The sequence below is a fragment of the Vagococcus coleopterorum genome, from assembly GCF_011303955.1.
GTDB classification, from domain to species: domain Bacteria; phylum Bacillota; class Bacilli; order Lactobacillales; family Vagococcaceae; genus Vagococcus_D; species Vagococcus_D coleopterorum.
In genome coordinates, this window is record NZ_CP049886.1 from 685,677 (window position 1) to 708,524 (window position 22,848).

The following is a 22,848-nucleotide window of genomic DNA, read 5'->3' on the forward strand; positions in this document are numbered from 1 at the left end:
AGTAAATAGTGTATGTACTAGTCATCATGTGATTTTTGCAATAGTAAATTACAAGTTTACCCATAAAAAGTATGTGATTTTGATTTTACTAGTTATCATAAAAGCGTATATGTTCCCCTTGACCTTTATGTGTTTTAGCCATATGATGGTGGCGAGTAATAGTAGACAAAATAAAAAAAGCATCCCATAGGTGCTGGTAACACCCATGGATAAAGATTAGTCGCCAAGGACTAACCACTGCTTATAGTTAATGTAACACCAACTGACAGCATTTGTAAATCGGATTTTTAAATATTCCGAATAAAAACAAGTGATGGAGTAGGTCTATTTATGTAGGTCTTGTTTGGTGGGTATATAATTATGAAGAGGGTTAGACTAACGTCTAGCCCTCTTTTATTTTTCTAGAGAATAAAGGCAGTTGCTTCGTTTACTATTACTTACTTTTTAATGGATCCAGTCGTACGTCACTTGTTTTGACAGATTTGGAGGAATAACAATGACTCAAGTTAAAATGAATGTGTTGGTTGATGCTATTCATCAGGTTACCTCTGACAGTCGGATGAAAGTAGGTCATCACTATGACAAGTAAACAAATGATTGTCACTCTTGGTCTACTAATGATAATTTCTAACATTGCTTTAGGGATTGCCCCAAGTTTAGGTGTCATTGGTCTATCCTATCCAGAAGTGGGTCGTTCAACGTTGCAATTAATTATTTCCTTAGCAGCTTTTGCTAGTTTTGGTGTCTCTCTTGTCGCGGGGAAACTGCAAGATATCTTTTCTCAGAAAATTGTTGTCATCATAGGAGCGCTACTTTTAGGGTCAGGGTCCTTGCCACTATTTATTCAACCCGGATTTAATTTTCTGCTGTTTATTTCAGTATTACTTGGGTTAGGGGCAGGTCTAATGACCTCGACAATGCCCGCTATTATTGCTACCTACTTTAGTGGGGACAGTCGTTCCAACATGCTTGGTTTAAACACAAGTCTAAAAGCGATTGGCGGTATGGCAGTGGCTGCGCTTGGTGGTATCTTAGCTTCGTTTGGTTGGTACTTCAGTTATGCAATGTTCTTATTCGCTTTTGTTGGCGTTGTCTTTGCCATCTTTTTCTTACCTAATGATAAAGCCATTCGTGAAACCCAATTACTAGAAGAACAAGAGAGTAGTGGTGAGACCTCAGCTGATGACAATCGCCTTACCTTAGTCAGTACCACTGTTATTTTCGTGATTATCTTAGGCATGTTAGTGACTCTTTTAGGTGGTGTGAGTCAAAATAATGTTGCACTTCATATTCAAGAAGCCCATATTGGAGATGCAAAGGTTGCAGGCTTGGCATTATCTTGTGAAAGTCTAGGTGGGATAGCGGCTGGTTTAATTGTGACTAAGTTAGCCAAAGTCTTTCGGAGTTACACGATGATTATTGGTTTCATCGGGATGGCAGTTGGTCAGTTATTGATTGCTACTATCCATTTACCAATGGCTGTCTTTATTGGTTGTCTAGTTAATGGCATTAGCACGTGGTTTGTGATGACCCGTATTTTATTCTTAATGACCTCTGTTGTAAAACCAGCAGCAATTCCCATAACTGCTGGCGTCTTTTCAGCAGCCACAAGTTTAGGTTTTGCATTGTCGCCTTTAATTATCAATCAAATATCCGGACTATTTTCTGATCAATTAGCCACGACGTCATTCTTTGTTGGAGTTGGGATTGTTGTCATTTTAATCGTGACATTAGTTATCACACAGTTTGAACAACGTTTGTTAAAACGCATACCTGAATAGGAGGAAAGAGAATGTCAAAATTTGATGAAATAATTGAAAGAAGAGGATCTCATTGTGGTAAGTATGATGGACTAGGTTTGTTATATGGGAATCCTGATTTGTTACCAATGTGGGTGGCGGATATGGACTTTTATCCACCAAAAGAAGTCGTAGAAGCAATTGAAAAACGCGCACACCATGGTGTGTTTGGTTATTCTTTATTTGGTTCTTTCTATAGAGAAGCACCAGTGAAGTGGCATCAACAGCAAAATGATATTACCTATAAAGAAGATAGTATCTTCTTTACGTCTTCTATTTTAAAAGGGCTAAATTTAGCTGTCATTGCCTTTACTGAAGAAGGGGATAATGTCCTATTGTCGATGCCGAGTTACGGACCTTTTGTTCATGTGACAACAGGTGCTAAACGAAATTGGATTGGGACACACTTAATAATGAACGGTAGCCAAGTCGAGTTTGATTTTGATGATTTTGAAACAAAAATTATTGAAAATGATATTAAACTATATGTTCTATGTAACCCACATAACCCGACAGGTCGTGTATGGTCAGAAGATGAAATAGAAAAAATGATGTTAATCTGTCAAAAATACAATGTTTTGATGGTATCAGATGAAGTTCATAGTGACTTGATTATGCCAGGCCATACTTTTGTGCCGGCTATGAAAGTCGCTCGGAAAATTGGTTTTGACCAATCCTTATGTGTCTTAATTGCACCAACTAAGACATTTAACTTGGCAGGTATTCAAGTGGCCTATTACATTGTAGAAAATGAATTCTTACTTGGTAAAATTAAAGAAGCCGAAGCCTACACTCATAGTTCAGATCTACTAAATAACTTTTCATGTCTTGCAATGGAAGCAGCCTATAAACATGGGGCGCCATACGTTAAAGAACTAACTGAGTATGTCTACGGAAACTACCAATACATGCGAAGCGAAATTGAAAGAGAGTGTCCGCAAGTCGTGATTACAGACTTACAAGCAACTTACTTAGTTTGGCTAAATGTCGACTACTTAAAGGTCACAGAAGATGAGATGCGTGAGTCATTAGTGGCACACGGTCTAGCGCTAGAAACAAGCAAAGATTTCTTCGAAAACGACAAACGCTACATGCGCGTGAATATTGCCTGCCCAAGAGCAACTGTAGAAAAGGGCACACAAATTATTATTGACTGCTTAAAGGATTTAGAAAAATAATGATAGAGAAAGCCCACATGAAAATGTGGGCTTTTATATTTTTCTGAAGTAAAATTATAATAAACTGAATGGTTCGCGTATTTTGAACTTATAAACTACATGTGTTAATATTTAATAAAATAATAAACAAGTCAGGTGAGAGAAATGGGATTATCAGGGAGTTTCATCCGATAACTAGTCTCTATAGATAAGTATAGGTACTATCTATAGAGTAGACATACCTAATGTAGCAAGTATTATGGGCTACATGTGTGGCCTATAATAATAACAATTATTAGAGGTGAAAGAGATGAAACATATTAATACAAATACATATAAATTAAATTATTTCCAAAAAGGAGATACAACAAAACAACCGATCATGGTTATAGGTAGTAGTGTTTACTACCCAAGACTATTTGAAGATAAGATCTTTGAAGCGTTAAACTTAATTTTCATAGATCATAGGGGATTTGCTAGGCCAGAGTCTGAAGATGCTGGTTATAGTTTATCGGAAGTTGTAGAGGATATTGAATTAATTCGTCAAGATTTAGGGATTGAATCAATGTATATTTTAGGACACTCGGGTCATGGCTTTATGGCGATGGCCTATGCTGAAAAGTATGGTGAACGGGTAACAGGTATTATCCTGTCTAACTTAGCACCAACGAATACTCAGGAACGTCAAGATGGCAGTATTGAGTATTTTGAAACGACAGCATCTGATGAACGCAAAAATTACTTCTATGGTGAAATTGCTAAGTTGGCAAATGAAATTGAAGCAGATCCAAAGAATCGTTTTAGTCACATGAATATTCGTATGCAAGCTCACAGTTTCTATGACTATCAGTTCGATGGTGCGTACTTGTGGGATGGCGTAGAGAATAACATGCCAGCTCTTGATCATTTATGGGGCGAAGCTTTTGCTACTTTTGATACAGCGTACTTTTTAAGAAACTGGCATAAACCAGTTCTATTATTGCTAAGTGATTTTGATTATTTGGTAGCACCAACCAAGCTATGGGATGATATAACAGAAGAAAACGGTCTAGAAGTGACTAAGTTTTCTAAAAGTGGACACAACCCAATGTTGGAAGAACCTGAAGCATACTTTGAAGCATTAAATAAATTCGTAAAATAAGAAAAAGCCTCCGCAAGTGCGGAGGCTTTTTTTATGGTGTGTGATAATAAAATTCAAACTGTTTTTACTATTCATTCATTAATCGGTATAATTAGTTTAATAAGTGAGTTAGTAGGAGGGCTAAGATGTCAGTCACGGTTTATGTTGCAAGTGCCTTTAGTAAAAATCAAAAAGGTGGTAATAAAGCGGGGGTTGTTCTAATGGATCAGCCATTAAGTGCTCAGAAAAAAATGGCCATTGCCAAAGAGTTAGGTTATGCAGAAACAGCTTATATTTCTGATTCTGAGATAGCGGATTATAAAATCGAATACTTCACACCAAAAGAAGAAGTTGATTTATGCGGTCACGCTACGATTGGGTCATTTGTTATATTGAATCATTTAAATAAACTTTCTAAAGGAAACTATACAATAGAAACAAACAGTGGCGTGCTAAACATTAGCATAAAAGACGATATGATTTTTATGGAACAAAATCAGCCTGAATTTTATGATGTTTTAGCTTTAGAACAGCTCGCTGCCTGTTTTGATCCTGAGGCTATTGCTGACAACTTGGCTATTCAAATTGTTTCCACTGGCTTGAAAGATATCTTAGTCCCAATCAAAACGGCAGAGCAACTACATCAGCTGCAACCTAACTTTTCTGAGATTAAAACAATCAGTGATGACTATGATGTGGTAGGCATGCATCTTTATGCATTTAATGATAATCGGATTATTTGTCGAAACTTCGCTCCGCGTTTTGATATTGATGAAGAAGCAGCAACTGGCACGTCAAATTGTGCCTTAGCTTGTTTCTTGCATAAAAATAATATTCTGAGGAAAGAGACTTACGCTTTTGAGCAAGGTTATGCATTGAACCTTCCATCTGAAATCATGGTAACCTTGGGGACAGATGTAAATGAAACGATCGAAAAAGTTTCCGTAGGCGGAAAAGGGTACTATTGTGAAACGAAGCTGTTAGAGATAGAATAATAGGCATAAACTAACCTACATGGAGGTATTACAATGAGCAATGGAAATCAAGTGAAACCATTTTATAAAAATATTTGGTTATGGGGCATTATTCTTTTATCAGCTATAGCGGGTTCATTTTTCTACATGCAACAAACGAAATCAGATAATCGAATCAACGAATCAGTTATCTATGATAAAGACGGGAATGTGGTTGAACCGATTGAAGTGATAGCTGACGAGAAATAGAGAGTTCAGTACATGTAATAAGAGTCCTTAGAAATGAGGGCTCTTTTTGTATGTTGATACAGTATCTGAAATACAGTGGCTTATGTTAAAATATAAGGAAGAAAATCGACGTGGAAAGTAGTTAGGGTGGAGGTGCCGCGTTTATCGTGACAAAGAAATAGCTTTTACTAAATGAACTTTGGGTTATAGTATTGTTTAAAATGATAGAAGAAAGCTAGGTTGGAGGAAAGATTATTTGATTATTGGGTTAATTTTATTATGTGAAATTTTATTTTGGGTAGCCATTGGACTTGGATTAATAGTCAGGTATATTTAAAAATGACAGATTGGGTTTTAGAATCTTGTCCATGATTCCTATACTAGATTTAATCTTGTTAACCGCAGCTGGTTTCGATATGTATAATGGCGCAACAGCCACACCAGCTCACGCTTTAGCCGGTGTTTATATTGGGGTATCAGTTATCTATGGTAAAGGTATGATCCAATGGGCAGACGAAAGATTTGCTTATTATATAATGAAGATAGGTGACAAGCCTAAAAAGCTAGTTGGTATAGCGTATGCGAAACAACAATTTAGGAGTTGGCTGAAGCATGTTTTAGCCTTTCTTTTAGGTTCAGGCATGTTACTACTAATTACAGTTATCGTAGGTGATCCAGAAAGAACCAAAGTACTAACAGACATGGTACAAGTTTGGTTGCTTGTTCTAGGAATTGATTTTGTGATTACCCTAAGTTATTTTGTTTGGAAAAAATAAAACTATTTATAGTTTATATATTTTTTGATTTCTGAAATAGCTCCTCAAAAATTAAATATCATCTGATAAAAGTGCTTCCTTTAGAAGAGCCCATATGATTTTTAAAACAATAAAATATAAAGAAAAGACCACCGCATTATGGGGTGGTCTTTTCTTTAATTTCTTTCATTTCATAAATAGCGAGATTTTCATTAGTAAAAAGTTTAACGAACTCTGGAATTTCCTGAGTTGCTAATATCAGTTTAAGTTGAGATGCAGATTCATTTATTGAGTATTCTAATTGATGTCCGTGCGCGGCAATGATAGTCTCAACAGTTTGTTTTATTAGCCTATCGTTCAATCCACCAATTGTCATTGTGATTGTTACTTTATTGTTTGAATAATCGTGTAAATTAATCATAAAAAGCTCCTAGAAGTTGTGACGTTAATAAGTAGTCTATCATAAAGACGTCATTATCCCAAACAGGTATTTAACTAGTTGTTAAATGAAAATCCATACAATTAACTTGTTGCCCGTTACAGAAAAGAAGTAGTTGATGAGTGCCGGGATAATGATTCCGCGTGGATAAGTCCTGAAATGATAAGTTCTTTTTCCCAGAAAAGATCTGTTCCGATGTTAATGAGTCTGAAATATGAAATTTTTTTAACGAGGTTGTTCCATTTGCCTTCATATAATTTATGCCAAATTCGAGGCGAAGAGGCTGTGTAGCTGTGAGAGTTATTTCTATAAGATAGTTAAACGATAGAGTCTCGCCAATTGAGAGCGTCTTATTTAGAATGCTTAATTCAGTCCGTAGAATCTCAAAAGTCGTACCTGGTTCAGCGTAACCGAAAAGTTTTAACGCATCAGGATTTGCTTTTTTAACAAGTGTGCGACAAGCGCGTTTGATAATCCAATCCGTTTCTTTTGAGTGGTTTGACCAGTCTTTGCAGGTTGCAATTACCAAATCAGGATTCTCTTTAGAGATATCATTTAAGTGGTTTGCTACTGACTTCCGAACGTAGAGGGAAGGGTCGTTCTTCAAATTAGTTAATAGTGGTAAATTCAATTCAGGGTTCTGGATATAATCTTTCAGATGGATTCCCCAGGGAAGTCGCGGGCGACTGCCTTCGGATGCTAAGCGACGAATATGTTCATTCTGATTTAAACTGCATTCTAATAAAAAAGGTTGAACTCTCTTTTGGTCTTTATTAATAAAAGGTCTAATAGCAAACTCCGCAGAAGAGAAGCAAGTTAATTTTTTTAGATAGTCCAGAGAAATATCGAAATGCTCATCCGATAAACCGAAGACGCTGACAAAATCTGGTAAAAACAAATAATTAAATCCGGGATTTTGCGAATGTAGTGATAGGATGATTTCTAGTTTTTCGAGATAGGTACCTGTTAAATGGTCACCTAATAAAGTTGCGATTTTCATCATCCTTTGTCGTAAACTTAATTCAGTCCAAGAATTTGAAGTGATTTCTAAAACAAATGAGTCACTATTAAAATGCGATTGGAAAGTAGTGACTTGTTTAGAAAAATCTAACAAAAAATCATGTGTATAGATATCTTTTAAAGGGGTAGTGGTGCCCATTCTTCTTCCTCCTTAGTTACAATGTGCGGTTGATGGTTCTCAGAGTTTCTAATAGTTGAGGATAATTGATAGTCGGCGCTTGTTCATTAATTTGTTTATAAATAGTTTCTGATATTTTTGGCAATTTTTCTTTTAGTAACTGTCCTTGCTCCGTTAATTTTAAAACTAAGACACGTTCATCTTCTTTTGAGCGAACTCGTTTTATTAAGTCGTGCTTCTCTAGTTTTTTTAATAAGGGACTTAGCGTGCCAGAGTCTAAAAACAAAGCTTCACCTAATGAACTAACAGACATGCCATCTTCAATTGCTAACATGGCAATAAAACCAGTATAAGTTAAGTTATATTCATTTAAATAAGGTTTGTAAAGGCGAATGATTTCTTTTGATGCCACATACATTTGAAAACAAATGCTTTGCTCTAAATGAGGGGATTGTTCCGTCATAATAGTAACTACCTCCAGTTATTTGATAGGTTCAGTTTATGTTAAAACAAAACACTTGTCAAACACAATTTGATTGTGTACAATTCAATTTGTTAGCGATATAGATTGCGCACAATCTAATTAACAGAAAGAAGGAATGGCAATGAAAAAAGTATATTCTACTAAGGTGATTAATACTGGAGGGCGCTCAGGAGAGGTTCGTTCTGCAGATGGTTCATTATCAATGTTGATTTTACCACCTGGGAAAAAAGGAGACGGTGCAACCAATCCTGAACAATTATTTGCAGCAGGATTTAGTGCTTGTTTTAATAGTGCATTAGACTATGTTAAAGAACAGCATAATGTTACGGGTGAATCAGTCGTTTCAGCAACAGTTGGTCTATATAATATGAGTCAATCCGCGTTACCTGACGTCCAATTAGGGGTGGAGATTGAAGGTCATATTGAAGGGCTTACTTTAGAAGAAGCGCAGGAATTGTTAGAGGTTGCACACAAAGTATGCCCTTATTCAAAAGCTGTTAAAAATAATATCGAACTGACAGTTAAAGCTGTTTAATAAGAAGGAAAGAGGAACTTATAATGTTAAAAAAAATGACAAATGATTTTAATGACATTACCTTTGGCAGAAAATCAATCCGTGTGTTTGATGAAAATCATAAAATACCACAAGAAGATATGCTGAAAATGATTGAAGAAGCAACGAAAGCTCCTTCTTCAGTCAATATGCAACCTTGGCGTTTTGTTGTAGTGGAAAGTGATGAAGCTAAAGCTAAATTAAAACCTTTAGTCCGTTTTAATGGACGTCAAAATGATACCTCATCAGCAATGATTTTAATTTTTGGTGATATGTTATGTCAAGAAAATGGTGTAGAGATATACTCGCAAGCTGTAGTTGAAGGTAAAATGCCTGAAGAGGTTAAAGAGCAACAGTTAGCAGCTATTCTTCCATATTATAATAGCTTCACTAAAGAACAAATGAACGATGTTGTTAAAATCGATTCAAGTCTAGCAGCGATGCAACTGATGTTAGTTGCTCGTACATATGGTTATGATACGAATGCGATTGGTGGATTTGAATCAGATCAATTAGCAGAAGCGTTTGATTTAGATAAAGAACGCTTTGTACCAGTTATGATCCTTTCAATAGGTAAAGCTGTGGACGAAGGCTATGAGTCAGTACGCCTAGCACCTGAAAAAATTACAAGTTTTAAATAGATGTGATTCTTATGGATTTATTTGATGCCAATTTAATGCTACTTGTTTAATGGAAGGTAGTGTAGGGGAATAAAAAAAGACTATAAACGCTGTGGTATCAGTGTTTATAGTCTTTTTATTGACGGTAACTGTATTATTGTCAAGATTGTGATTAAAAGGGTTATGGGCGTAACATATCTTTTTCTTCCCATGCGGTAATTAAACGATGGAGTCTTCTAAGTTGTGTTTCTTCTTTTTTGGCACTCATGACCCACCAGATAGAATCTCTTTTGTAAGAAGGTGGAAGTTGGTTATAAAATGCTAATGCTTTTATATTTTTTGTGATTTCAAAGTGATAGTCTGTAGGTAGATCAACATTTCTGTCAACGGATGAATAACCAATTTGATCTTTTCTTTGATTGAAAAGGGCCAATCCTTCAGGTCTCATTTGGTTCAACTCGATTAATTTTTGGACTTTCTCAACATTAATCTTGCTCCAAACGCTATTAGGCTTGCGTGGTGTAAAGCGGATTTTATAACTCTCTTCATCAATGGATTTTCGAATACCATCGATCCAGCCAAAAGCGAGTGCGCAATCGACTGATTCTGACCAAGAGATGCTTACTTTCTTTGATTTCTGTTTATAAAAACCTACCCACAGTTCATTAGAAGTTAGATGATGATCCTCCAACCAATTTGTAAATTCTATTTGAGTTGTAAAAAACAAACTATCACTCATGTTCTTGTTCCTCCGCGTATATTTATTTAAGGTTGATACAAATATAACATTACCAATAACCCAAATGTTAATGGAAGGTATAATTGGATAACACAATAAAACCCTCTCGGATAAGAGAAGGTTTTTAATTGTTTCTTAAACTTCTTCAGTGTGTTTGTATAGCTTTAAACCTGATTTAATACCAACCCACATACCGGCAATTGAAATAACTGCCATTGGGATGTTTGAAATTAATGAGCGCTTCACTTCGTCAGCAGACATATACATATCATTGCTTGTTTCAGGGATGATTAAATAGGAAATGCTTTGGAAAATACTTGTTAAGTTAAATAATAAAACAATCGTAAAGATTAAAGCTAGTACTAGCCAAAAAATAACGATAAAATTTGTTTTCTTCATGAAAGGCACCTCCTTCTATAGTTGTTTTTATTATACCATAAAGAGCCATTCTTCATTCAGAGTTTAAAGTTGCGTGTACTATTGCTAGAACGTAAGATGGTAATAATAACAAAGAGAAAAGAGGGGTTTGATGAAAGCTTTATACTTTAATGAGTTTGGCGATGCAAATGTTTTAAAATATGGTGAGGTTTCTGATCCCGTTATGAATGAGAACGAGATCTTAGTAGAAATGAAAAGTATCGGAGTTAACTTTGCTGACATCTATCGTAGAAAAGGGAATTACCACTTAGCTGGCGAAGCACCTTATATTTTAGGTTACGAAGGTTCAGGAGTGGTCAAAGCTGTTGGCGAAAATGTTTCCTATGTCGCGGTTGGCCAACGTATAGCCTTTGCTGACGTGCCGTTCGCTAATGCAGAATTAGTCGTGGTTCCTGAAGAAAAAATCATCAAAATTCCAGAGGGTATTTCATTCGACACAGCTGCAGCAATCTTGCTTCAAGGCCTAACAGCCCAATATTTATTATCTGATAGTTATAATTTAAGTTCAGAAGGAGAGACTGTTTTAGTTCATGCTGCGGCAGGTGGAGTGGGACAAAATTTAGTTCAACTAGCGAAAGCCAAAGGCGCTAAAGTGATTGGTTTAACCTCATCAGATGCTAAAGCAAAAGTAGTAACGTCTAAAGGCGCAGACCATGTTTTCCTATATGACACCGATTGGGTGAGTGCGGTCCAAACTATTACTAGTGGCGTAGATGTCGCTTATGATTCGGTAGGCTCAACTTTAGAACAAAGCTTTGCAGCAACAAAAACAGGTGGGGCAGTTGTCTTCTACGGAATGGCAGGTGGCGACCCAGCACTGGTTGACCCGCGTATGTTAATGGACACGTCAAAAACGTTAACAGGTGGAGATTTGTGGAATGTGCTAACAAGTCACGACATTAGACAAGCCAGAGCGGACCAATTGTTTACTGCTATTTTAAACAAAGATTTAGTCGTGTCTGAGCCGACCATCTTTGCCTTGTCAGATGGACAGGCAGCCCATGACCTATTAGAAAGTCGAAAAAGCACAGGAAAATTACTGTTAAGACCATAACAAAAAAAGCCTCGCTTGTGCGGGGCTTTTTTGGACTGATCGGAACAGGTCAAACGGTATGGTACATATTTGGAAATGAAGGGTCGAATGTAATTAACAAAGTGTTATTCAAATGTATTATAAGTGTTAAAAAGAGGTTGCTTGAGAATGCGAAGTGAGGGATAATATAACTTGAAAAAATAATGATGTAATGGAGGGCTAAAGTTGAAATATAAATTGATGGGGTATATAGGCTTAGTGTGTTTACTTAGTTCAATGTTAATAGTTCCAGGAAATGCACGTGCTGAAGGTGGATTGGTTCCAACAAAAAATATGCTTTTAGATGATAATAATATGAATTCGAGAGCGGTTTCAGGTAACTATGGAATGGAAGTATATATTAATGGTGAAAACTTAACTTTAAAACCAATAATTACAATTGAAAAAGACGATGCATCGTTGATAACTTTTTCCCATATGTTTCAACCATCCAGTAAAGAAAATGTGGATTTTTCAATGTCGAAAACATATGGGAAATCTGTTACTTTAAAGTCGCTACCCAAGGTAACTGCTCCTGAAACAACATCATATACGATGGAGTATTCTGTAGATGGGGTTTCTTTTAATGAAGAAGTACCGAGTTCAATCAGTGATATTAAGGGGCTTCGAGTGAAATTTGATAAATTAGGTGTTAATGAAAAAGTGTTTGTCGAGTCAACAGTTGAAGCAAATTGGGATCAGGCGCATTCCGGGACAAATTTGATAGCAGAATTGTTTCTAGATGGTAAGCATTATAAAAATGTTGAATTTGATAGTTATCGATTAGTAACTGTTAGATATGTGGATGAGGACGGTAATGATATACATCCAGCTAAAGAATTAACAGGGGAAAATGGAGAAGAGTATAACTCGCAAGCAGAAATTATTAATGGCTGGACGCTAAAAGCAAAACCAACCAATGCTACTGGGAAGTTTGCAGATGAAGATCAAGAAGTAATTTATGTTTATGAACGTTCAGAAGCAGCACCGGTTATCATCAGATATCAAGATGAACAAGGCAATGCGTTATCTGAAGAAGTGATATTAAATGGTAAATTCGGTCTGCCATATGAATCGAAAGTTGTAAGTATTGACGGCTGGACGCTAAAAGAAAAACCAGCCAATGCTACTGGAACATTTAGCTTAGATAAGCAAATTGTTACTTATGTTTACGTAAAAAATGAAGTGGCTGTACCACCAACAGACCCAACAGACCCAACAGATCCAACAAATCCAACGAATCCTATAGATTCCAATGGAACGGAGAATAGTAATCCAACTCAAAATACTAATGATAAAGGCAAAGAAAAACCAAATGAAATTTTGCCACAGACGGGTGAAGAATCTATTCTTTGGTTATCAGGGTTAGGGGCAATTTTACTGAGTATATTGGGATATACTTTTTATAAGAGAAGACACTAGTTTATAACTGAAACAACCTAACAAACGTTAGGTTGTTTTTTAGATATAACATATTAGTATTAAATCAAATACAATTCAGATAGACTGTTGAATAAATACGTATCATTATTTTTTATAAAAATAAAAAACCTGATACTTAACAGGGTTAATTAGACTATATTTAAATTAATGTTTTATATATAATAGTATTAAGGCAAATTTTATGAAAAGAGATGGCGGATAGGTATAGATATTAGGAGGATTTATGATTTTAGATATTTTAGAGAGTAATGACCGTGTTGAGATGTTAATTGTGATGATGCTTGAACAATATAATAATCATGTTCTTACAGCTAATATGGTTTGTAGTGAATTGAATATCTCTAATTATAAATTAGAGCAGCATGTCAAAGGAATCAATCAAGTTCTTGAAAATAATGAAGTCAAGATAGATAAAGAAGGTATTTTAATTTACGGACCAGTTACGACGAATCGTTTAGAAAAACTGAAACAAACATACATAATGCGGTCTAAAAAGTTTCATTTACTTCAATATATACTTGATGGTGGTCAAAGCATGCCAGATTTTTCAAAAAAAGCATTTCTGAGTATTCCGCAATCCTATAGACTTCGTTTAGAGTTAGCAAGTTTTTTAAAAAATGAATTAAATATTGAATTGAATAGTATGGAACTCATAGCGCCAAGTGAACTAGCATTAAGAAATAGCTTATATGATTTGTATTTCTTTTACTTTAGTGGGTTTGATTTACCTTTTTCTAATGAGGTTCGCGAGAAATACTTAGAAATCAAAAAAATGGTACAGGCTGTATTTACTAAAAGAATTCCCAAGACGCAAGGGAAAAATTTAAAACTATTTATTTGTATACAGCTGACTCGTGTTTTATCGAATAAAAATATTACTTCAATGGATAGAAATCTGATTGATGGCTTGATCACAATGGAAAAAACAGATTATTATTTCAGTCAAGCTATGACGAACCTTGGTTTATCACCAGATGAACAAGTTGTTTTGATAGCGTATATTCAATTGAATATTCAAAAGGCTGATATTTCAGTGGTGAAAAGCGGAAGAGTTCAAGAGTTAATTGAGATGTTTGAACTGACCATTAAGGAGCAGATAAAGAAGGATGTGTATGCTAATACTGATATTGTCGAAGAAAGCGCCATGTTATTTGCAAATTGGTTAATATTTTCAAATAAAGCGACTTCTTTTATTGAAGAAGCTCAAATTGGTTATTTTTGTGAGATGTATCCAACATTCCATTCAATCGCACATCGGTTTGTTGATGTTTACTGTCGTAACTTGTTGCCAATACAAGTTGATAATAGTCAATTAGCTAAATACTATTACGATCTCATTTTCTTATTAATCCAAGAAATATCATTACATGAGATCGAACCAATTATTAATATTTGTGTAGATTTCTCTCATGGCTCAGCTTACAACATGTTTATTAAACGAAATATTGAGAACTATAAAGATTTAAATATCAATTTACAAGAATCTTATAATGGGGATACGGATTTATACTTAACTGACATTTATCTGCCAAATATAAAAACAGATAAAATTATTTGGAGAGACCCGCCAACAGTAAACGACTGGGGTACGTTTGCTGATAAAGTGTTATTAATCAAGGAGAGTAAAGTTGAAAAAGATTAATATATGTATCCTAGGGACGCTTTTATTCTTTGTCACAGGACAACAATTTGCTGCACAGAATTTTTATCAAAATTATTCTAAAGACATTGTTGAACAAAAAAAAGTGTATGCGCGCCAAGAATATTTTATAAAAAATAATACCCTGTGGTACCTGGATAGGATTATCGGGAATCCCTCTGGAAAAATCACAAAAGATGTTCAAACTGTTAATTATATTTATAAAAAATCATCTATTAAAGAATGGTTGGAAAAATATGGTTCAGAAACGACTAATAAGCAAATGATTACCAAGAAAAAAGATCCGATAAGTGGTAACGCGTCTATGGCAAAACCTTACATGGTAAAAGCGTTGATGGAAGAACTTTCAGGCCGGATTTGTTATGGTGAATACACAAAAAATAAAAAGAAATGGTTTTAAAACAATAATGACAGTCCTTTAAAATAATATTTAAACTAAAAAAAATGACGTCTCAATAATTTTTAGAATTAAAAAAAAGATGATAACGAATCGCTCATACGATGCTATAAAAAGGAAGCTTCTTTAATTATAGTTAATGTATGATACGGCATTCAAATCATCTTTTTTTGTACGAAAAAGTTGATTCAGTATTGAGTTATAAATGTAAAAATAGGAGGACGTTATGAAAAAAAATAGAGCAAAAATCATTGCATTAATAGGAACAACAATTTTAACAGCAAACTTGTTAATCCCTGTAGTAGGGCAAGCAGTTAATTCAGAAGCTTTTTCTGAAAATATACCTGCAGAGCAACAAGTAAGTACGACTTTTTCAGAGATGGAGAATACTAATGGTGTTGAATTAGAAAATGAAGCGGTGCCTGCTACTGAAAAAATAAGTGAGTTTTTAATTCCTGATTTGGAATTAAGAAAATCGATTAACGCAGCGCTATATAAGGATGAGGATTATTCTGCGACAAAGGAAGAGTTGGCATCAATAAATTCTTTTGTGGATATTTCAGGCAGTAGTGGTGGTGAAAATAAGAAGGTTAAGTCATGGGAAGGTTTAGAGTACCTGACAAATTTAAGAGAATTATATGTTTCATATGTTGAAACAGATGTAGATTTGTTGAATCACGTGGGAAAAATGACTTGGTTGCAAACTCTTGATCTTAATTCGATTATCTTTTTGGGTAATGATGCAACAATGTTAAACAATGTGGGTGAGAGTGTTGGGATTCAACAAGTTATTGATTTTTCGGACTTGGGTAATTTAACGAATTTAAAATATCTGCACTTAGGTTACCTTAACTGTGAGATGAAAAACTATACACCTTATCCGAGAATGAAAGCAGAATTATCTGGATTGAGTAATCTATCTCAATTACACGAGTTAGTTATGACAGGGATTGGTGAAACAACGGATAATGGTTTTGGCTGGTTGAGTGGTTTGGAAAACCTTGAGAAACTTACAGTGGTTTCGACTTCTATGGATGATGTAAAGAGTGTATCGAGGTTAGGTAAGCTGACATCATTAAATGTTTCAGATAATCACATTAGAGATTATTCTCCAATTTCAGATAAGAATTACTTTAGTGATACAAGCAGTAATTCTTATTTGCTAGATCCAGCATCAATGTACGAGGATAATTTACTAGGTTCAAGATTAGTTAACTTGAATAATATTGTCACAGTAGGTGAAGAAGGTGGGGTTGGTATTGAAAAAGCGAAAATCATGCCATTTTCAAATGTGCCAAACTTTACAGTGTTAAGCAATACATCAAGTGGGCCAGCATTGGATGGGGTCATTCAAATGGGAGAATTAAAATCCTTTAATAGATACAATTGGAAAACGGGAGTTTCTGATCTATATGAAAATGACTTAAACGGAACGTTAGTAAACTACATCGTGACATTGACAAATGGAAAGGAAATATCGGGATATACTTATTTGAACATTTATGAGAGCACAGTAACAGCGAAATATGTAGATGTAGATGGAAACACTATTGCTTCAGATGAAGTGCAGTCGGGGAATGTTGGAGACGATTATGCTACGGAACAAAAAGAAGTTTCAGGATACATTTTTAAAGAGGTACAAGGTAATCCGACTGGTAAATTTACTGATACTCCGCAAACGGTAACCTATGTATACGTAGAAGAGTCAACAAAACCAACGGAACCAACGGAACCAACGGAACCAACGGAACCAACGGAACCAACAGACCCAACAGATCCAACAGATCCAACAGAGCAAGATACTAGTGCTCAAGAAAAAACTTTACCGCAAACAGGAGAAGTAAATTCTTCGGCTACTGTTTTGCTAGGAACTCTATTAGTTGGCTTAGCAGGGCTGTTGACATACCGTTTTAAATATAGAAAGCAGTAAAATAAATTGTGATGGATTATTTTAATTAAAATGAGGACAGGTAAATATGCGTGAGAACTATCGTCTTTCAGACTGAACCTGATGGGCGATAGCAATTTTTATGATTAAAAGTATTGAGAGTTGTGTTTGTATGCGAATATCATATTAATATATTATAATATAGAAATGACCTAGTTATTTTTCAAGGAGGACAATATGAAAAAATATGGCTATTTATTAATAGCAATAGTATTTAGTGTTCAACCGGTGGTGGGACTAGCTACAGATATTATTAATGATAAACATCAAGAGATTGGAAGTTCATCCGATTACTCAGACGAGATTAGACAGCAAGCTGTACGTCCAACTAATAATGAAGACGGGACGGTAGAGTTCGTAGGAAAGTCATGGGATGTTATCCAAGATTATGGCGATGGGATTAAAATGATTGCTATGGAAAATAAAATTGGAGATAGTATTTATAGTTTAGATTATTTCTTTAATAAAAACGAAGATGATAATGATGGTTATCAAGAAAGTGTTGTAAAAGCCACAGTCGACGAATGGTATAAGAACACCATTGCCGGAAGTCCTGCTGAAGAATTTGTACAGCCTGTAACAAGTCATAATATTACATTAGGTGAAGTTAAGAAAAAATATTATTGGAAAGACAACACGAATGGTAGTATTGGTTATTCACAATGGGCAGATACAATCGTATCACCTCAAAGCTATCCAACAACCTTTGGAGCTGGAAAAAAAGAAGCTTTTATATTGAGTGGTTCAGATGTTACAAAAGAAAAAGCTGCATTAAGTGATAATGGAGTTAGCCATTTAAATAAACTTAAAAAAAATGGAATTGATAGCTCGTGGCTCACATCTCAAGGTGGTCATGAAAATATGGGAACGATATTACTTTCAGACAGAGAGGAAGTTAGTTTTTCTGTCGTGACAGAATCTCACGCTGTAGTTCCTGCGTTAGTAGTACAGACTTTTGATAAAGTTGAGGAAGCGTCACCTGTAACGGTGAAATATCAAGATGAAGATGGTAATGAACTAGCTGAATCAGTCGTGCTTAATGGTGAGGTTGGATCAGCATATCAATCAACACCTGCGAGTATTGATGGCTGGACGTTGAAAGAGACACCAGCGAATGCCAATGGGACATTCACAGAAGAGGCCCAAGAAGTTATCTATGTGTATGAACGGACAGAAGCTAAGCCTGTAACGGTGAAATATCAAGATGAAGATGGTAATGAACTAGCCCTCTCAACAACCTTGAACGGAAAAGTTGGTTTGCCGTATCAAACAAGCCCTGCCAGTATCGATGGTTGGGTGTTGAAAGGCACACCAGTGAATGCCACTGGAACGTTCACAGAAAAAGCTCAAGAAGTGGTGTATGTGTATGAACGGACAGAAGCTAAACCCGTTACCGTGAAATATCAAGATGAGGAAGGCAATGAATTAGCCCCTTCAACAACCTTAAACGGAAAAGTTGGTTTGCCGTATCAAACAAACCCTACCAGTATCGATGGTTGGGTGTTGAAAGACACACCAGTGAATGCCAATGGAACGTTCACAGAAAAAGCCCAAGAAGTGGTGTATGTGTATGAACGGACAGAAGCTAAACCCGTTACCGTGAAATATCAAGATGAGGAAGGAAATGAATTAGCCCCTTCAACAACCTTAAACGGAAAAGTTGGTTTGCCGTATCAAACAACTCCTGCCAGTATCGATGGTTGGGTGGTGAAAGATATACCAGTGAATGCCACTGGAACGTTCACAGAAAAAGCCCAAGAAGTGGTGTATGTGTATGAACGGACAGAAGCTAAACCCGTTACCGTGAAATATCAAGATGAAGAAGGTAATAAATTATCTGGTGATGTTGTTTTAAATGGTAAATTAGGACTTTCGTACCAAACAACACCCGCAAACATCGATGGGTGGATGTTGAAAGCCACGCCAACAAATGCCACTGGTACATTCACAGAAAAAGCGCAAGAAGTCATCTATGTGTATGAACGGACAGCAGCTAAACCTGTTACCGTGAAATATCAAGATGAAAAAGGTAATGAATTAGCGCCTTCAGCAACCTTAAACGGAAAAGTTGGCTTACCGTATCAAACAACACCCGCAAGTATCGATGGCTGGGCGTTGACAGACACACCAGTGAATGCCACTGGAACGTTCACAGAAAAAGCCCAAGAAGTGGTGTATGTGTATGAGCAAGAAGATGGGGAAGTTATCATAAATCATGTTGATGAAGATGGTAATCCAGTTGCGCCACAAGAAGTGATTAAAGGCCCAATTGATTCTGATTTTAATTCAGATGGTATAAAAGCATTGCCTCAGACAGGTGAAAACACAAGTATCTTGATTGCAACTGTAGGGACATTGTTAATCGCGCTATTCGGTTTATTATTCTTGAAAAGACGCAATAAAGACGCCTAAATAATAATCTAAGGATATTAAATCGTAACTTATAAAATTATGGCGTAATGAGGTGAAGGGAATGCAAGTTTCAAAATTTTGTCATGACTTCTTAATTTTTAATGTCTACTATAAAGTGGAAACTTTTGAAAGTCCGGTTGTGCGGAAATTTATTTTTCCTATTGATTACAGTGAAAAAGATGTCATGACTATATTAAGTCAGGAAAAATATGAAATGGAAATCGATGAAGTTGAAGAAGTTGGATACGCATTACAACTTAAATAAAAGCTTGGGGAAGCTGCCAATAAAATAATAAAAACAGTACGTTTATATTTAAACGTACTGTTTTTATTTAAGCATTACTACTTAACTTAATTCCGATAATCCCAATTAATAGTAGACAAACAAAGAACCAAGTTTTTAGAGATAAAGCATCTTTAAAGATAACCACGCCAATAATGATTGAACCAACCGCCCCGATGCCGGTCCAAATTGGATAGGCTAAACTCATAGGTAAAAGTTTGATGGCTTTCGACAAGAAAAAGAAACTGGCGATCATCCCAATAATTGTCAATAAACTGAAGTTTAATTTTGTGAAACCATCGCTTAATTTCATAGTGGTAGCCCAAACGACTTCCAAGATGCCTGCGATAAGTAAATGTAACCACGCCATAACCTCACCTCCTTTCAAAATAAAAAGAGAGCACCAAACTCCCCACTAGGACCTACGGGAAGTTGATACTCTCTGCTCGGTAGCAATTTATTATTTAACTAACTAAAGTGTATCATACTTAGGGCTGATTTTATAGAAAAATGTCTGGCTAGGGGTGCGCTGACGTGGGAAGCTTGTTATAATGAATTAATACAATGATGAGAAGAGGTAAAGAAATGCTTTGGCAAGAACAAGTTAAGCGCTGGGAGGATTTTACTGGTTTACCAGTGGGTTTGAAAGCAGATTTAAATCAGTTGAAAACGACTCCAGATGTTTTGAAAGAGGCATTTTATAAACCTTTGGAATTTGGGACAGCCGGTATGCGTGGTATTCTCGGTGCGGGAACTAATCGCATGAATAGCTATACAGTGCGTCATGTTACAGAGGCACTTGCAAGGCTCGTGAATCAAATCGTTTCGGAAGACAATAAAAAATCGGTTGTCATTGCCTATGATTCCCGCCACTATTCGCCAGAATTTGCCGAAGAAGCAGCTAGAGTGCTTGCAAATCATCAGATTAAAGTTTATTTATTCGATGAGTTACGTCCTACGCCAGAGCTGTCATTTGCCGTGCGTGAGCTGGGATGTGTTGCAGGTATTATGATTACCGCAAGTCACAATCCGGCACATTATAATGGGTATAAATTATACGGGTCAGATGGTGGTCAAATGGCACCGGATGATATATCAATCATTGTGAATGAGTTACAGAAAATAACAGATCCTTTTAACATCCAAGTTGCCGATGTAAACTCTGATTATATTGAAATGATTGGAGAAAAAATGGATGAGCTATATTTGAAGGAAATCCAAACGGTTACGATGAATCAAGAACTCGTTGCTGAATATGGTAAAGCCTTGCGGATTGTTTATACACCATTACATGGTGTAGGGTTGATGATGATGCAAAAAGCCTTTAACAACGCAGGTTTTGAATCGGTATTATATGAACCCTCTCAGTCCATTCCAAATGGAGATTTCCCTACAGTCCCATCACCTAATCCAGAAGAACCAAGTGCTTTTGAATTGGCTTTTGCGTTAGGGGAAGCAGAAGATGCGGAATTGTTAATTGCTACCGATCCAGATGCGGACCGGATGGGCGCAGCCATTAGAGATAATAACGGTAAATATCAGGTGCTAACAGGAAATCAGATTGCGGCATTATTAGTAGCTTACATCTTACGCGTCAAAACGGAACAAGCTGTTTTACCAGAAAATGGCGTGGTCTTAAAATCAATTGTTTCAAGTGAGCTGCCGACAGCTATTTGTCAAAAATATAATGTTGAAATGCTAAATGTTTTAACAGGATTTAAATTTATTGCAGAAAAAATCGAAGAATTTGAACAAACTAATACTCAAGAGTTTTTATTTGGATTTGAAGAAAGTTTTGGCTTTTTAGTAAAGCCGTTTGTACGGGATAAAGATGCAATTCAAGCAGCGCTACTATTAGCAGAGGTTACAGCCTATTATAAATCGCAAAACAAGACTTTATATGATGGGTTAAATGAATTATTTGAAGAGTTTGGCTATTTTGAAGAAAAAACTATTTCAATCACCCTGCCAGGTATCGAAGGTAGTGACAAAATAGCATCATTAATGAAGACATTTAGAACGGAAGGCCTACATGAACTTGCAGGAACAGAAGTCCTGATTTCTGAGGATTATCAATCTCAACTGCGATTATTTTCGGATGGTAGAAGTGAGCAAATAGAGATGCTACCAGCAGATGTTCTTAAATATTACTTTTCAGATGATAGTTGGGTCGCGATTCGCCCATCGGGGACAGAACCCAAGATTAAGTTTTATATCGGTGTTAAAGATAGATCCGTAGAGAAAGCAAATGAAAAAATAAAAAAATATGAAAATGCCATTTATCAATTAATCAAGTAAGAGAGGTGTCACCTTTGAAAAAAGTTAGAAAAGCAGTTATTCCCGCCGCCGGTTTAGGTACGCGTTTTTTACCAGCAACTAAAGCATTGGCGAAAGAAATGTTGCCAATTGTTGATAAACCAACAATCCAATTTATTATAGAAGAGGCGTTAGCTTCAGGGATTGAAGAAATTTTAATCGTGACAGGACGCCATAAGCGCTCGATTGAAGATCATTTTGACTCTAATCCTGAGTTAGAACAAAATCTTGAACAAAAAGGGAAAGCCGAGTTGCTAGAACTAGTTCGTGAGACGACTGGCATTCGCATTCACTATGTGCGCCAATCGTATCCTAAAGGTTTAGGAGATGCGGTGTTACATGCGAAAGCATTTGTTGGCGATGAACCTTTTGTTGTTTTGTTAGGGGATGATTTGATGTCAGATGAAATTCCGTTAACCCAACAATTAATCAATGATTATGAAAAAGAAGAGTCGTCAGTGTTAGCGGTGATGGAAGTTCCGAAATCAGAAGTTGATAAGTATGGCGTTATCAATCCCAAAGAGGAAATTTCGGCAGGCTTATATCAAGTGTCAGGTTTTGTTGAAAAACCGCCAGTTGAAGAAGCACCCAGCAATTTAGCAATTATCGGTCGTTACTTGTTAACACCTGAAATTTTTGAATTACTAGAAACGCAAACTGAAGGTGCGGGCAATGAGATTCAATTAACCGATGCCATTGATCGATTAAATGAGACCCAGCCTGTCTATGCACGTAACTTTAAAGGGAAACGCTCAGATGTTGGTGATAAGTTAGGATTTATGAAGACATCCGTTGAGTATGCTTTGCAACATCCTGATATAAAAAATGAGTTTAGGGAATACTTGAAAGAGCTATCTAAAGACCTATAAAAAA

At 36.0% G+C, this 22,848-nt stretch carries 23 protein-coding genes; 17 read left to right on the forward strand and 6 right to left on the reverse strand.

Annotated elements, in window-relative coordinates; translation table 11 throughout:
* Nucleotides 1-578 precede the first annotated feature (578 nt).
* From G7081_RS03470 to G7081_RS03495, 6 genes are all read left to right on the forward strand, one after another.
* Complete coding sequence (locus G7081_RS03470; protein WP_166007433.1) at nt 579-1,781, forward strand: MFS transporter; 1,203 nt, start codon at nt 579-581, stop codon at nt 1,779-1,781.
* A gap of 11 nt (nt 1,782-1,792) precedes the next feature.
* Nucleotides 1,793-2,977, forward strand: a complete 1,185-nt coding sequence (locus G7081_RS03475) for a MalY/PatB family protein (RefSeq protein ID WP_166007435.1) — start codon at nt 1,793-1,795, stop codon at nt 2,975-2,977.
* A 289-nt stretch (nt 2,978-3,266) separates the two neighbouring features.
* Nucleotides 3,267-4,097: an alpha/beta fold hydrolase gene (locus G7081_RS03480; protein WP_166007437.1), complete on the forward strand. Its 831-nt coding sequence runs from the start codon at nt 3,267-3,269 to the stop codon at nt 4,095-4,097.
* 125 nt (nt 4,098-4,222) lie between these two features.
* The gene (locus G7081_RS03485) at nt 4,223-5,071 is read left to right on the forward strand and encodes a PhzF family phenazine biosynthesis protein (RefSeq protein WP_166007439.1); all 849 of its coding nucleotides are present in this window, start codon (nt 4,223-4,225) and stop codon (nt 5,069-5,071) included.
* Between the two features lie 33 nt (nt 5,072-5,104).
* The gene (locus G7081_RS03490; protein WP_166007441.1) at nt 5,105-5,299 is read left to right on the forward strand and encodes a hypothetical protein; all 195 of its coding nucleotides are present in this window, start codon (nt 5,105-5,107) and stop codon (nt 5,297-5,299) included.
* Nucleotides 5,300-5,646: 347 nt separating this feature from the next.
* Nucleotides 5,647-6,054 carry a hypothetical protein gene (locus tag G7081_RS03495; protein WP_202982273.1) on the forward strand — a complete coding sequence of 136 codons (408 nt, stop codon included), beginning with the start codon at nt 5,647-5,649 and terminating at the stop codon, nt 6,052-6,054.
* 136 nt (nt 6,055-6,190) lie between these two features.
* Here the strand turns inward: G7081_RS03495 and G7081_RS03500 are convergent, their stop codons facing one another.
* From G7081_RS03500 to G7081_RS03510, 3 genes are all read right to left on the reverse strand, one after another.
* Entirely contained in the window at nt 6,191-6,454 is a 264-nt protein-coding gene (locus G7081_RS03500; RefSeq protein ID WP_166007443.1) for a hypothetical protein, read from the reverse strand.
* 70 nt (nt 6,455-6,524) lie between these two features.
* Complete coding sequence (locus G7081_RS03505) at nt 6,525-7,631, reverse strand: DNA alkylation repair protein (RefSeq protein ID WP_166007445.1); 1,107 nt, start codon at nt 7,629-7,631, stop codon at nt 6,525-6,527.
* A gap of 16 nt (nt 7,632-7,647) precedes the next feature.
* The gene (locus G7081_RS03510; protein ID WP_166007447.1) at nt 7,648-8,073 is read right to left on the reverse strand and encodes a MarR family winged helix-turn-helix transcriptional regulator; all 426 of its coding nucleotides are present in this window, start codon (nt 8,071-8,073) and stop codon (nt 7,648-7,650) included.
* Between the two features lie 142 nt (nt 8,074-8,215).
* Here G7081_RS03510 and G7081_RS03515 point away from each other — a divergent pair, with 142 nt between their 5' ends.
* Nucleotides 8,216-8,629, forward strand: a complete 414-nt coding sequence (locus tag G7081_RS03515; RefSeq protein ID WP_166007449.1) for an Ohr family peroxiredoxin — start codon at nt 8,216-8,218, stop codon at nt 8,627-8,629.
* 23 nt (nt 8,630-8,652) lie between these two features.
* Nucleotides 8,653-9,288, forward strand: coding sequence for a nitroreductase family protein (locus G7081_RS03520; RefSeq protein ID WP_166007451.1), 636 nt, complete (start codon nt 8,653-8,655; stop codon nt 9,286-9,288).
* Nucleotides 9,289-9,448: 160 nt separating this feature from the next.
* Here the strand turns inward: G7081_RS03520 and G7081_RS03525 are convergent, their stop codons facing one another.
* Together G7081_RS03525 and G7081_RS03530 are read right to left on the reverse strand one after the other, a co-directional pair.
* Nucleotides 9,449-10,006, reverse strand: coding sequence for a YdeI/OmpD-associated family protein (locus G7081_RS03525; RefSeq protein WP_166007453.1), 558 nt, complete (start codon nt 10,004-10,006; stop codon nt 9,449-9,451).
* A gap of 135 nt (nt 10,007-10,141) precedes the next feature.
* The gene (locus G7081_RS03530) at nt 10,142-10,405 is read right to left on the reverse strand and encodes a hypothetical protein (protein WP_166007455.1); all 264 of its coding nucleotides are present in this window, start codon (nt 10,403-10,405) and stop codon (nt 10,142-10,144) included.
* A 130-nt stretch (nt 10,406-10,535) separates the two neighbouring features.
* On the opposite strand from G7081_RS03530, the gene G7081_RS03535 reads away from it, so the two are divergent.
* From G7081_RS03535 to G7081_RS03565, 7 genes are all read left to right on the forward strand, one after another.
* Complete coding sequence (locus tag G7081_RS03535; RefSeq protein WP_166007457.1) at nt 10,536-11,498, forward strand: quinone oxidoreductase family protein; 963 nt, start codon at nt 10,536-10,538, stop codon at nt 11,496-11,498.
* A 204-nt stretch (nt 11,499-11,702) separates the two neighbouring features.
* Nucleotides 11,703-12,938: a MucBP domain-containing protein gene (locus G7081_RS03540; RefSeq protein WP_166007460.1), complete on the forward strand. Its 1,236-nt coding sequence runs from the start codon at nt 11,703-11,705 to the stop codon at nt 12,936-12,938.
* Between the two features lie 244 nt (nt 12,939-13,182).
* The gene (locus G7081_RS03545; RefSeq protein WP_166007462.1) at nt 13,183-14,601 is read left to right on the forward strand and encodes a helix-turn-helix domain-containing protein; all 1,419 of its coding nucleotides are present in this window, start codon (nt 13,183-13,185) and stop codon (nt 14,599-14,601) included.
* Nucleotides 14,588-15,019 (forward strand): MucBP domain-containing protein, encoded by a 432-nt coding sequence (locus tag G7081_RS03550; RefSeq protein WP_166007464.1) that lies wholly within the window; start codon nt 14,588-14,590, stop codon nt 15,017-15,019. The genes G7081_RS03545 and G7081_RS03550 overlap by 14 nt, the downstream gene beginning before the upstream one ends.
* Before the next feature lie 223 nt (nt 15,020-15,242).
* Nucleotides 15,243-16,946, forward strand: coding sequence for a MucBP domain-containing protein (locus G7081_RS03555; protein ID WP_202982274.1), 1,704 nt, complete (start codon nt 15,243-15,245; stop codon nt 16,944-16,946).
* A 195-nt stretch (nt 16,947-17,141) separates the two neighbouring features.
* On the forward strand, nt 17,142-19,376 hold the full coding sequence (locus G7081_RS03560; RefSeq protein WP_166007466.1) for a MucBP domain-containing protein: 2,235 nt from the start codon (nt 17,142-17,144) through the stop codon (nt 19,374-19,376).
* A gap of 61 nt (nt 19,377-19,437) precedes the next feature.
* Entirely contained in the window at nt 19,438-19,641 is a 204-nt protein-coding gene (locus tag G7081_RS03565) for a hypothetical protein (RefSeq protein ID WP_166007468.1), read from the forward strand.
* Between the two features lie 67 nt (nt 19,642-19,708).
* On the opposite strand, the gene G7081_RS03570 is transcribed toward G7081_RS03565, so the two are convergent.
* Nucleotides 19,709-20,029, reverse strand: a complete 321-nt coding sequence (locus G7081_RS03570; protein ID WP_166007470.1) for a DMT family transporter — start codon at nt 20,027-20,029, stop codon at nt 19,709-19,711.
* A 215-nt stretch (nt 20,030-20,244) separates the two neighbouring features.
* Between G7081_RS03570 and G7081_RS03575 the strand changes: the two genes are divergently transcribed.
* Both G7081_RS03575 and galU read left to right on the forward strand, forming a co-directional pair.
* The gene (locus G7081_RS03575; protein WP_166008375.1) at nt 20,245-21,957 is read left to right on the forward strand and encodes a phospho-sugar mutase; all 1,713 of its coding nucleotides are present in this window, start codon (nt 20,245-20,247) and stop codon (nt 21,955-21,957) included.
* Nucleotides 21,958-21,971: 14 nt separating this feature from the next.
* Entirely contained in the window at nt 21,972-22,844 is an 873-nt protein-coding gene (gene galU / locus G7081_RS03580) for a UTP--glucose-1-phosphate uridylyltransferase GalU (protein WP_166007472.1), read from the forward strand.
* The last annotated feature ends 4 nt before the right edge of the window (nt 22,845-22,848 follow it).

What these genes read in the sequence shown, in the direction of transcription:
- G7081_RS03470 (WP_166007433.1), top strand. Translation starts at nt 579, where the DNA reads ATGACAAGTAAACAAATGATTGTCACTCTTGGTCTACTAATGATAATT.
- G7081_RS03475 (WP_166007435.1), top strand. Translation starts at nt 1,793, where the DNA reads ATGTCAAAATTTGATGAAATAATTGAAAGAAGAGGATCTCATTGTGGT.
- G7081_RS03480 (WP_166007437.1), top strand. Translation starts at nt 3,267, where the DNA reads ATGAAACATATTAATACAAATACATATAAATTAAATTATTTCCAAAAA.
- G7081_RS03485 (WP_166007439.1), top strand. Translation starts at nt 4,223, where the DNA reads ATGTCAGTCACGGTTTATGTTGCAAGTGCCTTTAGTAAAAATCAAAAA.
- G7081_RS03490 (WP_166007441.1), top strand. Translation starts at nt 5,105, where the DNA reads ATGAGCAATGGAAATCAAGTGAAACCATTTTATAAAAATATTTGGTTA.
- G7081_RS03495 (WP_202982273.1), top strand. Translation starts at nt 5,647, where the DNA reads ATGATTCCTATACTAGATTTAATCTTGTTAACCGCAGCTGGTTTCGAT.
- G7081_RS03500 (WP_166007443.1), bottom strand. Translation starts at nt 6,454, where the DNA reads ATGATTAATTTACACGATTATTCAAACAATAAAGTAACAATCACAATG.
- G7081_RS03505 (WP_166007445.1), bottom strand. Translation starts at nt 7,631, where the DNA reads ATGGGCACCACTACCCCTTTAAAAGATATCTATACACATGATTTTTTG.
- G7081_RS03510 (WP_166007447.1), bottom strand. Translation starts at nt 8,073, where the DNA reads ATGACGGAACAATCCCCTCATTTAGAGCAAAGCATTTGTTTTCAAATG.
- G7081_RS03515 (WP_166007449.1), top strand. Translation starts at nt 8,216, where the DNA reads ATGAAAAAAGTATATTCTACTAAGGTGATTAATACTGGAGGGCGCTCA.
- G7081_RS03520 (WP_166007451.1), top strand. Translation starts at nt 8,653, where the DNA reads ATGTTAAAAAAAATGACAAATGATTTTAATGACATTACCTTTGGCAGA.
- G7081_RS03525 (WP_166007453.1), bottom strand. Translation starts at nt 10,006, where the DNA reads ATGAGTGATAGTTTGTTTTTTACAACTCAAATAGAATTTACAAATTGG.
- G7081_RS03530 (WP_166007455.1), bottom strand. Translation starts at nt 10,405, where the DNA reads ATGAAGAAAACAAATTTTATCGTTATTTTTTGGCTAGTACTAGCTTTA.
- G7081_RS03535 (WP_166007457.1), top strand. Translation starts at nt 10,536, where the DNA reads ATGAAAGCTTTATACTTTAATGAGTTTGGCGATGCAAATGTTTTAAAA.
- G7081_RS03545 (WP_166007462.1), top strand. Translation starts at nt 13,183, where the DNA reads ATGATTTTAGATATTTTAGAGAGTAATGACCGTGTTGAGATGTTAATT.
- G7081_RS03555 (WP_202982274.1), top strand. Translation starts at nt 15,243, where the DNA reads ATGAAAAAAAATAGAGCAAAAATCATTGCATTAATAGGAACAACAATT.
- G7081_RS03560 (WP_166007466.1), top strand. Translation starts at nt 17,142, where the DNA reads ATGAAAAAATATGGCTATTTATTAATAGCAATAGTATTTAGTGTTCAA.
- G7081_RS03565 (WP_166007468.1), top strand. Translation starts at nt 19,438, where the DNA reads ATGCAAGTTTCAAAATTTTGTCATGACTTCTTAATTTTTAATGTCTAC.
- G7081_RS03570 (WP_166007470.1), bottom strand. Translation starts at nt 20,029, where the DNA reads ATGGCGTGGTTACATTTACTTATCGCAGGCATCTTGGAAGTCGTTTGG.
- G7081_RS03575 (WP_166008375.1), top strand. Translation starts at nt 20,245, where the DNA reads ATGCTTTGGCAAGAACAAGTTAAGCGCTGGGAGGATTTTACTGGTTTA.